This is a genomic window from Thermodesulfobacteriota bacterium (assembly GCA_034189135.1).
Lineage (GTDB): Bacteria > Desulfobacterota > Desulfobacteria > Desulfobacterales > JAUWMJ01 > JAUWMJ01.
The window spans coordinates 17875-31933 of sequence record JAXHVO010000035.1 but is presented as its reverse complement, the minus strand read 5'-3'; the positions used below and the strand labels follow the sequence as shown (position 1 = coordinate 31933).

Sequence of the window (14059 nt, the reverse complement as noted above, 5' to 3'; positions counted from 1 at the left end):
GCCAATTTGGTAAAGTAATATGTTTAATAAAGAATGCCTTTAAACGTACTTGGTAAAAAAAGAGACGCTTATGAAAAAATGGTAGGCAAATTACCTAAAGCAACTTTATATCATGTAAACTATATATTAGAAATAATTTGAAAGTCAACCTGTTAAGGTCTGTTAAATGAAAGCAAAAACAAATTAAAATTCAATGTTATTCGGCGTTCTGGGAAAAGGAATGGCATCTCTTATGTTGGTTATACCGGTAAACAACATTAACAGCCTTTCAAAACCAAGGCCGAAGCCACTGTGTTCTACAGAGCCGAATCTTCGGGAGTCTATGTACCACCAGTAGGTCTCTTGGGAAAACCCCAATTCATCCATCCGAGAACAAAGCACATCCAAACGTTCTTCCCTCTGGCTACCGCCTATAATTTCACCGATACGCGGAACGAGCACATCCATGGCCGCAACGGTTTGGCTGTCGTCATTCATGCGCATATAAAAAGGCTTAATGGTTTTGGGGAAATCAAAGACGATGACCGGTTTTTTAAAGTGTTGTTCAGTCAAATAGCGCTCATGCTCGGATTGAAGATCTTTTCCGAAGTCGATGGCATATTCAAATTTTTTACCGGAGCGTTTCAGTATGTCAACGGCATCTTTATAGGGGAGCCTGATGTATGAAGAAGAAGCGATGTTTTCAAGGTTTGACAGCAGGGTTTTATCGACAAACTTGGCAAAAAGCTCAAGGTCATCGGAACAATCCTGCATGACATATATGGCGAGGTATTTTATCATCTCTTCGGCAAAGTCCATATTGCCATAAATATCGCAAAATGCCATTTCCGGTTCCACCATCCAGAATTCAGCACTGTGTCTCCTGGTATTTGAGTTTTCCGCTCTAAAGGTGGGACCAAAAGTATAAACATCACCCAGAGACAGGGCAAACATTTCAGCGGAAAGCTGACCCGAAACGGTGAGGTTTGCCTCTTTACCAAAAAAATCGAGTAGGTAATCGGTTTTTCCGTTCTTTTTGGGCAGGTTTTCCAGGTCAAGGGCAGTTATCCTGAAAAGCTCCCCCGCACCTTCGCAATCCGAGCCGGTAATAATAGGCGTATGAATATATTTAAAATCTTTCTCTTTAAAAAATTTATGAATGGCGTATGAAAGCTCAGATCGAATACGGAAAGCGGCACCGTACTTATTGGTTCTGGGTCTTAAATGTGCAATGGTTCTCAAGAATTCATCGCTATGGCGTTTTTTTTGCAACGGATAAGAATCTGGTGCAAGGCTGATAATCTCAACAGAATCTGCCTGGATTTCCCATTTTTGTTTGCCACCCGGGGATTGAACCAGTTTTCCGCTTACCGTAACAGCAGAGCCCGTTGAGAGCGTTTTTATCTGCTGGTAATTGGGCAAACCAGTATCGGCTATGGCCTGAATGTTCTTCAAGCAAGAGCCGTCATTTATTTCTAAAAAGGAAAAGTCCTTAGAATCCCTTCTGGTTTTTAACCACCCTTTAATAAGAACATTGTCTATCGGGTTTTTTGAGTGTAACAGCTGTTTTATTTTTGAGCGAGTCATGATTTTTCCTTTTTCGAATGAAGTTAAAAATCGTTGAAATTGGAAAAGCGAATTTATAATTTCAAATTTCAAGCCGTGAATGGCTAAAACTGTAAAATCAAATTTCTACTGCTAGATAGTAACCCTGACCGCCGCGTTGAAGAAGAAGTATAATCGATTTTTTCTGGCGGCATTTTACCATCGCTTTATAAAAATCATTTGTATTATTAATGGTTAAATCGTCAATCTGGCGAATGATATCTCCAGGTTTGGCACCGATTTCTGAAAGATAGGAATCGCGATTAAGCTGGGAAATCACCACACCTTTTTTTTCTATTGTTTTATAATAAAGACGGTTTTTCGCATTCAGGTTTTCCACTTTTAATCCCAGGAGAATATAAGCGAGGTTTGGTGCAAGTTTGAGCGGAAACAGGCGGGCCACAGGTTTGACGTTGATGGTTTTATTGTTTCGCCAGATAGAAATGCTTAAAAGATCGCCCTCGGCAAAACCTCTCATCACCGTATGGTATTCCTCAAAAGAATGAATATTTATATGATTAATCGAGATAATGATATCTCCATTACGAATACCAGCCCTATTTGCCGGACTATTTTTTTCCACCGCTTTAACCAGAACCCCGCTTTTTCTCTGGAAATTAAGATAACGGGTGAGTTTTTCATCTATATTTTGTACGGTGACACCTATCCACGGTTGAATCACTTCACCATGTTTAATCAGATCGGAAACGATCTTTCTGGCCTTAGCAACAGGGATGGCAAAGCCGATCCCCTGGGCTTTCGCATAAATGGCCGTGTTGATTCCAATAAGATCTCCATTAATGTTTAATAATGGACCGCCGCTGTTGCCGGGATTAATAGATGCATCAATTTGTATAAAATCATGGTATATCCTGTCTTTGGTTCTGACGCTGCGGTTAACCGCACTAATCACCCCGGTGGTGACCGTATGGGAAAAACCAAACGGGTTGCCGATGGCAATCACCGTTTCACCGATCATCAGATCATCGGTGGAACTCAATTTCAAAGAAGGTAAGGGTCGTTTTGTTTCGATACGAAGGACGGCAAGATCAGAAGCCGGGTCCGCGCCAATGATTTTAGCGGTAAATTCACGTTCATCCTTTAGTACCACCTTAATCGTACCGGTATTTGCAATGACATGTGAATTGGTGATAATGATACCGCGGTTCCCATCAATAATTACTCCGGAGCCAAGACTGCTTCTTCTGGATTTCTGTTTAAAGCCGTGATCAAAAAAGTCTTTAAAAAAAGAATCAAAAAAAGGATCGAGGTTCAAATCTGAAAAAGGATTACGCTGGCTTCTAACCGTGTATTCAGAGCTGATATTCACCACAGACGGACTTGCTTTGCGTACGGCCCTGACAACGGGGGTTTCCCTGCTATATTCGACGGCAACAGTCGAACAGGGGAAATAAAAAAGCACAAAAAGTGTTGTAAAAAGGGCTTTAATAAATAGAATGTATTTATTATTTGGCTGTTTATTTGGCACAGGTGTTTGAAATATTATTATCGGTAAAAGAAATGAACCGCCAGGTAAAAATTAATAACGACTTTTTACCATGAGGCTGAGCGTATTGGTTTTAACAATTTGACAAAACCGGTATATTTTTTACATAGCATATTGCACTTACAACGTAAAGAATTGGATGTTTTGCAAATGAATCATAGTTACAAAATGATTAGAAAAAGCGATTAACATGAGCAAAAAATACATTCAAGAAATATTACCGTTAATAGAGCGTCCAAGCCGGTATCTTGGGAACGAGATAAATATAATAAAAAAAGATCCGCATACGGTCAAACTTAAATTTGCCTTGGTGTTTCCCGATCTTTACGAAATAGGAACGTCGCATTTCGGGATGCAAATACTTTACAGTATTTTAAATAAAAAAAAAGAGGTTTGTGCGGAAAGGGTTTTTGCACCCGGCTCGGACATGGAAGAACAATTAAGGAGATTAAACATTCCGCTTGTATCTCTGGAAAGCAAAAGACCGGTCTGCGATTTTGATGTAATCGGTTTTAGTGTTTTATATGAACTTGGCTATACCAATATTTTAAATATACTAGAGCTGGCACAAATTCCTTTTTATTCATTAGAGCGGGATGAATCGTATCCGCTCATTATTGCCGGTGGTCCATGTACATGCAATCCGGAGCCCATAGCAGATTTTTTCGATATCATCGTTGTGGGTGATGGCGAAAACACAATCGTTGAAATTAGCGATACGTGGCTCAGGTTTAAAAAAAGTAAGAATAGGGGGAAGGAAAGCCTTTTAAAATGGATGTCTAAAATAGAAGGCGTATATATTCCTTCCTTTTTCAAAACGGAATACGATGAAAAAGGTATTCAGATCTTAAGACCAAAATATTCAAACCACACCAAGGTAACCAGAGCGATCGCAAGCAATCTTGACACCTTGTCGTTTCCCGACGCGCCGATTGTACCATACGGAAAACCTGTGCATGATCGACTTCGCCTGGAAATAGCAAGAGGATGCACCAGGGGGTGTCGGTTTTGCCAGGCCGGGATGATTTACCGGCCGGTACGGGAGCGATCTATGGAAACACTGCTGGAACTTTCAGAAAAAGCACTGGGAAAAACCGGTTATGAAGATCTATCTTTACTATCGCTCAGTACCGGTGATTATGAATGCATTATTCCACTGATGCAAAGAATGATGGAAACATGCCAGGCAAGTCATATTGCTATTTCTTTACCTTCACTCAGGGCCGGCACGTTGAATACAGAGCTGATGAGTCTGATTAAAAAAGTGAGGAAGACAGGCTTTACCATAGCGCCCGAAGCAGGGACCGAAAGACTGAGGAAGTTTATCAATAAAAATATTTCAGAAAAAGAGATTGTTACCACGGTTCAAGATGCTTTTAATCTGGGATGGCAGGTCATTAAATTATATTTTATGATCGGGCTACCTTCGGAGACAAAAGATGATATTCAAGGAATTGTTGATCTTGTCAACAGGCTAACGAAAATTAAGGGAAATAAAGGGAAATTCGGTCAAATAAACGTGAGTGTATCGACGTTTATTCCCAAACCGCACACCCCTTTTCAGTGGGAGTCCCAGCTTTCGCTGGATGAAGCCAAAAAGAAAATCGGCTGGTTAAAGAAAAAATTAACAATGCGCGGAATTCGTTTTAAGTGGCAAAATCCTGAAACAAGCCTGCTCGAGGGACTTTTTTCCAGGGGAAACAGGCGGCTGGCCAAATTGCTGGTTGGCGCCCATAATAAAGGCTGCAAGTTTGATAGCTGGAGTGACCGGTTTAATTTTGGGTTATGGCAGGAGGCGCTGGAAGATTGCGCGGTGGACATTGATTTTTTTACCCGCACAAAAAGAGAGTTTGACGAACCGCTTCCCTGGGATCATATCGATACAAGGATTAGTAAAGAATTTTTAATACAGGAGAAACAGAGGGCGGAGAATCTCGAGTCAACCGGGGACTGCCGTAATGGTGATTGCCAAGGTTGCGGCGTGTGTGATTTTAAAATTATCGAACCCAGAACTTTCAAACAACCTCTTGTAGTGGCACCACTTAATAAGCGAAAAAACAACCACATGTTTTATAGGAAATTGAAAGTGTCCTTCTGCAAAACAGGTTCGGCAAAATATTTCGGGCATCTGGAGCTGGTGAACATCATGATTAGAGCCTTAAAACGGGCAGGGCTGGACATCAAATATTCACAGGGTTTTCATCCAAAACCGAAAATTTCTTTTCAAGATCCGCTGGCAATCGGAATCGAAAGTGAAATTGAAAATATGTATATTTCTGTCAGCCAGTTTATTAAACCGGAAGAAGTGATGCAAACCTTAAACCCACAGCTTCCAGAGGGTCTCCAAATACTCGAATGCGCTGATGCACCGTCTAAATCAGAAATTAACCGGGAAAACGGTTTCCTTTACCGGGTGGCTGCCAAAAATCGTGATTTTGATAAAAGGGCGATTGAAGATTTTAATAATCAGGAGAAGGTGGTGGTGACGCGTATAAATAAGAAGGGAAAAGCAAAACAGATAAATTTAAAAAATGCGGTGGTAAACCTTCAGCTGAAATCAGAACAGGAAATAGAATTTTTATTGAAACCGGATAATGGAAAAATCGTCAGACCCCATCAGGTTTTACAAAAAATATTTAATTTTACCGAGGAGGAAATCAGGCAGGCGGCGGTAGTAAAAATAAGAAGTAGGAAAAATTAGCGACCCGCTACTTCTATATTGGACCACCGGTCATGGCGTTTATAAATCAATGGATGAGATCAATAACAGAAAGAGTGAAAAAATGTATAAAAAGATCATAATTAACGAAACTGAACATGAAACAAGGGTGGCACTTTTAGAAGACGGTACCCTGGTTGAGCTTTTTGTCCAAAGAGGCGATGAATCTGATATAGCGGGAAATATCTATAAGGGAATCGTTCAACGGGTTTTGCCTGGGATTCATGCCGCATTTATAAATATCGGTTTGGAACAGGCAGGATTTATTTATGTGAACGACGTTGCCCCTCAAAGAGATAGGGAACTGGACGAAATGTTCATTAAGGGTGAAGAGAATGGGTATGAGCATTTAGACCCCACAGAAGATATTTTGTCAAAATCATTTAACAACTGCAAATGGCGTATAGAGGAGCTGCTGACGGAAAATCAGGAAATAATGGTGCAGGTTGATAAATCACCCATAGGAAGTAAGGGGGCACGGGTTACATCTCATATCTCGCTTCCGGGAAGATTTCTCGTACTTATGCCGCAATCCGACCATATAGGAATATCAAGACGTATAGAAGATACGGCGGAAAGAGACAGGCTCAAAGAAATCACCCTTTCTTTGAGAAAAGAAAATTATGGATATATTATCAGAACAGCGGCAGAAGGAATTCAACAGGAAAAAATTGCCTACGAAATGGAATTTCTTAATAACATGTGGGAAAATTTACAGCAGAAGTACAAAAAGGCATCCGCACCCTGCCTGCTGCATAAGGAGCTTACCGCAAGCCTAAGAGCGGTGAGAGACTTATTGATATACGAAGCTGAGAAACTGGTTATAGACTCAAGAACAGGATATGAATCCATCATTTCTTTTATGGAAAAATTCACCCCCGGCTTAAAGGAAAACGTGGAAATATATGAAGAACAGGAACCTATTTTTGATGTTTATAATTTAGAAGGAGACATTTCACGGGCGCTTAAAAAAAAGGTCTGGTTGAGATCGGGAGGGTACATAGTCATTGAACACACCGAGGCTCTGGTGGCCATCGATATTAACACCGGAAGATATGTGGGAAAGCATAACCTGGAAGAGACGATATTGAAGACCAATCTTGAGGCGGTAAAAGAGATCGCCTATCAAATCCGCCTGCGGGATATCGGCGGTATTATTATTATCGACTTTATCGATATGGAAAAAAAATCGAATCAGGAAAAAGTATTTATTAAACTTAAAGAGGCTTTTAAAAAAGACCGAAGAAAAACAAATATTCTGCCAATATCTGAGATGGGATTAATACAGATGACCAGAAAACGAAATAAGAAGCCGCTTTCGAGAATGCTGTGCGAGCCCTGTTTTTACTGCGACGGTGAAGGATATTTAAAGTCTAAGCAAACCATATGTTATAATATTTATCAGGAGATAAAAAGGGACATAAACGATATCACCGATAGCAAGATTACGCTAAAGGTTAATCCGGAAATAGCAGATCTTTTACATGGTGAGGAAAGCAGGATCATTTCCAGCCTTGAAAAGGAAATTGGAAAGGAGATTATCGTTTATTCCAATGCAAAATATCATATGGAGGAATTCGAAATTTTTGAAAGTTTAAAGGATTAGAAAGGAAAAAGCCAACCTTTCATTTTGACTATTGACATACAAAAATGTATATGATTGATTAATATGTTTAATTATTAAAAAGGATAAAAATTCTTCAACAGATAGAAACCAACCGTTTATAGCATACAAGTATAATTAAAAGGATACAATTATGAAACGAACATATCAGCCAAGCAGGATTAAGCGTGCCAGAACACACGGTTTTATGAAAAGAATGTCCACCAAGCAAGGAAGGAAAATTATCAACAGAAGAAGGGCAAGAGGAAGGGCTCGTTTAGCCGCATAGCCAGGGAATAGCCATCGAAGGGTTCCAAAAAAGCTGTAAAAACAACTAGATAGTATAGGAACCGCGGAGTTTGAAGAAATTCTCCTTTAAAAAGAAAGACAAACTATTGAAGCGGGGAGAATTTTTGCAACTGCAAAAATGCGGAACAAAAATTCAGGACAGGAATTTTATTGTCATTTATTTTGGCGGAAGATTCGAGAAACAGCGAATCGGCATTACGGTAAGCAAAAAAATCGGAAATGCAATACAACGCAACAAAATAAAACGGTTAATCCGTGAACACTTCAGAATGAACCGGGATAAAATTGCAGAGTTTATGGATATTCATGTAATAGCGAAAAAAAAGGCAGCAGAAATTCCGGCAGATATGATTTTTGAATCACTGGACAGCATGTTTAAAAAAATACCTAGGAGTGAAAATCATTAAACGATTATTTTTATTGCCTTTCCTGGTTAGTATCAAAGCCTATCAATATTTGGTATCACCAATTCTTGGCCCTACCTGCAGATTTTACCCAACCTGCTCTGAATACACCTATCAGGCTATAAAACGTTATGGTCTGGCCAAAGGAGTCTACCTTGGTTTAAAAAGAATTTTGCGGTGTCACCCATTTAATCCAGGCGGAATTGATCCTGTACCGTAGTATTTTATTATAAATAGAGACATGTTTTATAAAAGGACCTTAAGATACAGAGACCTTCGCATTTTAACCTAATCCGAAAGTGAAAAGCAAAGACTTCCAATGGAGATGTGTTTAAATGTCTTCGTTGGCAATGAAGTAATAGGAGATAAACATGGAACAAGGCAGGGTAATATTAGCAATTGCGCTTTCTGTGATCATATTTTTAGCCTGGGAATTTTTCTTTTCCCCTAAAGAAAAAGTACAACAGCGGGAAAAAAAAGAAAAAGTAAGCCAAACAGAGAAAACAACCACACAAGAGAAACCCTATGTAAAGGCGATTGAAACAGAAAAAGACAGAGCAATTGCAAAAGAAGTTGTTGAAAAGAAACAACAGGAGCCAACAAAAGAAAAAGCAGGCAGAATAATAACGGTTCACACCCCATTATATTCAGTAAAGATATCGGAAAAGGGAGCATTATTTAGAAGCTTTGTGTTAAAAAAATACAGGGAGACAGTGGAAAAAGATTCTCCCTATAAAGAAATTATCGTAAAAAAAAATCAACAGGGAAACGTTATTCTCGGGCTTGAAGGAAACAGTATTGAAGGAATAGAACAGGCCGTTTTTTTGAGCCAGTTACAGGAGAATACGGTTGATGTGGTTAACGCCAAAAGAGAAATTGGTTTTTCATGGGAATCACCGGAAGGAATTATTTTTGAAAAAATATTTTCCTTTTCACCCAATGAATACACCATCGGACTTAGTATTAATATAAAAAATGGATCGGGCCAAGCCTTTGAGGATAAACTAAGACTTTCTTTGATAAAGTATTTTAAGCAAGAAAAAGCCATGTATGGATTTGAGGGGCCGAGTGCACTGATAAATAATAAACTTGAACAAATAAAAGTAAAAAAAATAGAAGAGCAAAACATATTTTCCGGAACCTTCAAATGGATCGCTTTGCAGGATCGGTATTTCATGTCTAGCATTCTGACGGGAAACGGTAGCGATTCACCGGAAGGGGTGATGAGGCTTTTATTTAAAGACAATATGCTTAAAGCCCAATATATTTTACCAAGTACTCGGGTAAATCCGGGAACGATGAAAAAAGTGGAGTATAAGCTGTTTTTAGGGCCTAAAAGCATGAAAGTTTTAAAACAAACCGGTCATCGTTTGGAAAAAGCGATTGATTTTGGGATGTTTGATATATTGGCCAAGCCGTGTTTGTGGATAATGAATTTTCTGCACGATAATGTGATTCAAAATTATGGCATCGCTATTATTATTTTAACGATCCTCACCAAAATATTGTTATGGCCGCTGGGAACCAAGAGCTATAAATCTATGGGCGAAATGAAAAAGATACAGCCGTTAATGGCCGAAATAAAAGAAAAGTATAAAAATGATAAGAAAAAGATGAATCAGGAGGTGATGGCTTTATACAAAACCTATAAAATAAATCCGGTGGGAGGGTGTCTGCCCATGGTGGTGCAGATTCCGGTATTTTTTGCCCTTTATAGGATGCTGTATGAGGCCATTGAGCTCAGACACGCGCCGTTTTTTTTATGGATAAACGATCTGTCCGCTCCTGACCGGCTTTTCAGCTTTGATTTTTCAATTCCATTCATGCAGCCGCCTTACGGTATTCCGGTTTTGACCATTATTATGGGAGCCTCGATGTTGCTTCAGCAGAAGATGTCACCCCCGATGGGTGATGCGGCTCAGGCTAAAATGATGATGTTTATGCCGATCATATTCACAGTCATTTTTATTAATTTTTCATCCGGGCTTGTTTTATACTGGCTGGTAAATAATATACTATCTATGGCACAGCAGCATTATATAACCAAGAAGAATGCATAGTACGGGGGTCATACATGACGTCTTATATTGAATTTGAAGGGAAAAATATCGAGCAGGCGGTAAAAAAAGCATGTGGTAAGCTCAAAATAGATAAAGAAAACATAAAGTATAAAGTGATATCTTATGGATCAACGGGAATTTTTGGATTGGCCGGAAGAAAAAAAGCCAAAATAGAGGTTTCGATTTCAGCCGAGAAAAAGCCGAAAGTAGAACAGGCGGAGAAAAAAAAGGATGGAATTGACGATCACGGAATTAAGGAAAACGAAATAAGAAAGACCAATATCAAAACAGGAATGGATGTTTTGCAAAAAATAGTCGATTCGATCACAGATGATGCTAAAATAGAAATCCAGCAAAGGAAAAATAAAACAGTATTTAATGTGGTTGGCGGAAACTCTGCTTTATTAATCGGCAAAAGAGGAAGAACACTGGAAGCGATCCAACTGATCGTGGATAAAGCGATTAATAAAAAAAATGAAAAGAGAAGCAGAACACGGGTGGATGTTGAAGGGTATGTGGAAAAAAGAAATTCCTATCTGAAAAGCCTGGCAAAGCGTCTGGCAGATAAATGCAAAAGGTTTGGAAAACCGGTATCAGTGGGAGAGATGAACGCACACGATAGGAGAATCATTCATATCACTTTAAAAAGCGATAAAGAGGTGGGAACAAAAAGCAAGGGGGAAGGGATATTAAGAAAAATTGTGATATTTCCTAAAAAGAGTTCTTATCAAAAGAAAGAAATGGTTCAAGCTAAGATTGAAAAAGCAAATTAAGCGGTATTCCCGGCAAGCAATTGCAAAAATTCATTATCAATAAATAAGGCGTTAAAAAAGAACTTTTCAATGGGTGAGCATGATCGATTTTAGCGTCGGACCTGCTAAATGCATCGCCTGTCTTTGCTGTGTCAGACTCATATTTTAACCCTCCGGCGGCAGAAAACCAGCAAAAAATACTGATGGATTTGTGTTCACCTGAAAACATGCATACAGTCAGACAGTTTCCTCATTGTAAAGGGAACATATTTTTGAAAATTACTGTAACATTATACGCTTAGATGTGAATATAGCCAAGATGAACGATTCGACCATAACGGCGGTGGCAACCCCTTTGGGAAGCGGCGGAATAGGAATCATTAAGATTTCCGGCAAAGACGCGCTGCCTATTGCAGAATCCATTTTTATAAAAAGGCAAAAAAAAGATAAAAAAAAATTCGAATCACACCGGCTCTATTTGGGAAACATTGTAGATAAGGAAAAAAATAAAAAAATCGATGAAGTCCTGCTTACGGTCATGAAGGCACCGAACTCCTATACCAGAGAGGATGTGGTTGAGATAAACGCACATTCCGGAATCGTTGCTTTAAATGAAATTATTGGGCTGGTGCTAAAAAACGGGGCGAGACTTGCGCAACCTGGAGAATTCACCAAAAGAGCATTTCTAAACGGGAGAATTGATCTGACCCAGGCAGAGGCGGTGATTGACATTATTAATGCAAAATCGGAGAAATCGCTTGAGATCGCAAATTCGCAAATAGAAGGAAAGCTTAAAACCAAGATAGGCTCAATAAGGGAAAATGTGATACAGCTTTTGTGTATGATAGAAGCCGGAATCGATTTTCCTGAAGAAGAGATTGAGAGTTTAGATAAAGAGACCATAAAAGGTAGAATTAAAGCCGACCTTGTCACACCGCTGACACAGCTGCTAAACAATTTTCAATCCGGACAGGTATATAAAGATGGAATTAGACTCGTTGTGGCGGGAAAACCCAATGTGGGAAAATCGAGCCTTATGAACAGGATGGCCAACAAGGAAAGAGCCATTGTGACCGCTTTGCCCGGAACCACCAGGGATATAATCGAAGAAACAATCAAAATAAATGGCATACCGGCAATTATTAGTGATACCGCCGGACTGCACAATACAAAAGATACGGTGGAGGTGCTTGGAATAGAAAAAGCCTATGAACAAATTAAGCTAGCGGACATTGTGCTGTTTATGATCGATGCAAGCTGGCCGTTGACCGAAGAGGACGAAAAAATATTCCAAGAGTTAACACATAAAAAAAAGATTATTGTGATCAATAAAATTGATCTTGTAAATAAAAACGGAATGATCAAAATACCCGAAAGTTGGCATGCAATAAAAACGGTACAAATATCAGCTTTGTACAACAAAGGCATTGATCAATTAAACAGGGTCATTTTCAAAATGTTCACAGGAGAAGGGGCGATTGATCCAAACAGTGCAATCATACCAAATATCAGGCATAAAAAGGAAATTGAAAAGTCTATGCAAGCGTTATCAAGGGCTAAAAAATGCTTGGAAGGAGAAGAAACGTCTCTTGAACTGATAGCCATCGATTTTCAGGAAGCAATCGATTCACTGGGCAAAATATTGGGGGTTTCGGTTAAAGAAGAAATAGTAGAAAGAATATTTGAAAAGTTTTGTATCGGCAAATGATGTTTCACGTGAAACAATTGAAAAATTAACCCATAAAAGGGGAGTCCGTTAATGGAGATAAATTTTGAACCTTTTTTTAAAAAATATAAAGAATTGGCAAAGGCAGCAGATGATGTCTTTGAGCGTGTGTCTCAAGCCCATCCTGACTGCGTGAAGTGCAAGATTGAATGTGCGGACTGCTGTTACGCCATATTTGACCTTACTTTAATCGAGGCCATTTATATAAACCAGAAATTCAACGAAAAGATAACAGGAAATGCCAGGGAGCTGATTATAAACAAGGCAAACAATATCGATCGTCAACTTCATAAAATAAAGAGAAACGCGTATAAGAAATTGGCGGCAGGCAGCGTAGAGAATGAAATACTTGCCATGCTGGCCGAGGAACGAGTGAGATGTCCGTTACTTAATGATAAAGATGCTTGTGACCTGTATGAATACCGGCCGATTACTTGTCGGTTTTATGGAATACCGACATCCATAGGCGGCGTTGGGCATACTTGCGGTAAATCGGCCTTTATTAAAGGCGAAAAATACCCAACGGTTAATCTGGACATCATCCATTCCAAGCTTCAGCAGATTTCTGCGGAATTTGTAAAGGAAATAAAAACTGAATATATAAAATTGGTGGATATGCTGGTTCCACTTTCCATGGCGCTTCTTACGGTATATGATGAGGAATATCTGGGGTTAAAGAAAGATTAAACCGCAAACCAGGGCGAGTTTAAAGGAGTTGGGGATGGCAGAATTTTCTATTAAAGATGCTGAAAAGCGAAAAAAAGCAGTTTTTGACAGCATGTCACCGCGAAGGCAAAAACATATTCTTAAAAAGGGATTTGACCAATGGGATCCGTTTCAGGAACCGAAAGACCCCATTGATATTCGTAAAGATAAAACAAAACGCACCAGCCAGATGCTTATTAGAGAGTTTCTCCAACAGACCAGTCATGAAGAATACAGCAACGCATACGGCAGGGGGGTGGTGGATATTTGTATTGGTATAATAAACGGCGATGAACGCTATCTTGCCATGCTTGATTTCGCCAACTGGTATAATGAGCTTCTCAAAAAGGAAGGATGCGCATAATCTGGACCGCCCACGACTTTAAACCCGAACAACCCCGGCCTCTTTTAGTCAAACTGGGACATCGCATTAGCTAATTTGAGGGATCGGGGATTTTTTTAATTCCCACTCAGTTCATCCGGAGAAGCGTCCATTTGCCCGTATCAGCCGTAACAATGATTTCGAGAAACTGGCGTTCGGTCCGCCTAGGCGGACTGAGATTCGATTTGAACCAGCCCCAAGGGACAGAACCCTACGGCAGCGTTGATCGTCTCTGCCTGTATGGATTTAACTGAGAAGATAGGGGGCGTGTACAGAGTGCTGGTTTTATTTGTTAAGGCTGATACGGG

The 14059-nt window shown here is 39.6% G+C and carries 12 protein-coding genes; 10 read left to right on the top strand and 2 right to left on the bottom strand.

The genetic code is table 11. From position 1 onward, the window contains the following. Window positions 1-183: 183 nt before the first annotated feature. The gene (gene asnS / locus SWH54_05365; GenBank protein MDY6790681.1) at window positions 184-1566 is read right to left on the bottom strand and encodes an asparagine--tRNA ligase; all 1383 of its coding nucleotides are present in this window, start codon (window positions 1564-1566) and stop codon (window positions 184-186) included. A 97-nt stretch (window positions 1567-1663) separates the two neighbouring features. Then, window positions 1664-3073: a Do family serine endopeptidase gene (locus SWH54_05360; protein ID MDY6790680.1), complete on the bottom strand. Its 1410-nt coding sequence runs from the start codon at window positions 3071-3073 to the stop codon at window positions 1664-1666. A gap of 208 nt (window positions 3074-3281) precedes the next feature. On the opposite strand from SWH54_05360, the gene SWH54_05355 reads away from it, so the two are divergent. The 10 genes from SWH54_05355 to SWH54_05310 all read left to right on the top strand — a co-directional run bounded on the left by SWH54_05355 (window position 3282) and on the right by SWH54_05310 (window position 13733). Next, window positions 3282-5792, top strand: a complete 2511-nt coding sequence (locus SWH54_05355; protein ID MDY6790679.1) for a TIGR03960 family B12-binding radical SAM protein — start codon at window positions 3282-3284, stop codon at window positions 5790-5792. An 82-nt stretch (window positions 5793-5874) separates the two neighbouring features. Further along, a complete protein-coding gene (locus tag SWH54_05350) occupies window positions 5875-7416 on the top strand; it encodes an Rne/Rng family ribonuclease (GenBank protein MDY6790678.1) in 1542 nt (513 codons plus the stop codon). Between the two features lie 151 nt (window positions 7417-7567). Then, on the top strand, window positions 7568-7702 hold the full coding sequence (gene rpmH, locus SWH54_05345) for a 50S ribosomal protein L34 (GenBank protein MDY6790677.1): 135 nt from the start codon (window positions 7568-7570) through the stop codon (window positions 7700-7702). 70 nt (window positions 7703-7772) lie between these two features. After that, window positions 7773-8129 carry a ribonuclease P protein component gene (gene rnpA, locus SWH54_05340; GenBank protein ID MDY6790676.1) on the top strand — a complete coding sequence of 119 codons (357 nt, stop codon included), beginning with the start codon at window positions 7773-7775 and terminating at the stop codon, window positions 8127-8129. Further along, window positions 8125-8346 (top strand): membrane protein insertion efficiency factor YidD, encoded by a 222-nt coding sequence (gene yidD / locus SWH54_05335; GenBank protein ID MDY6790675.1) that lies wholly within the window; start codon window positions 8125-8127, stop codon window positions 8344-8346. Before rnpA ends, yidD begins: the two co-directional genes overlap by 5 nt. Window positions 8347-8497: 151 nt before the next feature. Further along, complete coding sequence (gene yidC / locus SWH54_05330) at window positions 8498-10186, top strand: membrane protein insertase YidC (protein MDY6790674.1); 1689 nt, start codon at window positions 8498-8500, stop codon at window positions 10184-10186. 14 nt (window positions 10187-10200) lie between these two features. Continuing rightward, a complete protein-coding gene (gene jag / locus SWH54_05325; GenBank protein MDY6790673.1) occupies window positions 10201-10959 on the top strand; it encodes an RNA-binding cell elongation regulator Jag/EloR in 759 nt (252 codons plus the stop codon). Between the two features lie 298 nt (window positions 10960-11257). Further along, entirely contained in the window at window positions 11258-12646 is a 1389-nt protein-coding gene (mnmE, locus tag SWH54_05320) for a tRNA uridine-5-carboxymethylaminomethyl(34) synthesis GTPase MnmE (protein MDY6790672.1), read from the top strand. A gap of 51 nt (window positions 12647-12697) precedes the next feature. Next, entirely contained in the window at window positions 12698-13351 is a 654-nt protein-coding gene (locus SWH54_05315) for a YkgJ family cysteine cluster protein (GenBank protein MDY6790671.1), read from the top strand. 34 nt (window positions 13352-13385) lie between these two features. Then, window positions 13386-13733, top strand: coding sequence for a hypothetical protein (locus SWH54_05310; GenBank protein MDY6790670.1), 348 nt, complete (start codon window positions 13386-13388; stop codon window positions 13731-13733). The last annotated feature ends 326 nt before the right edge of the window (window positions 13734-14059 follow it).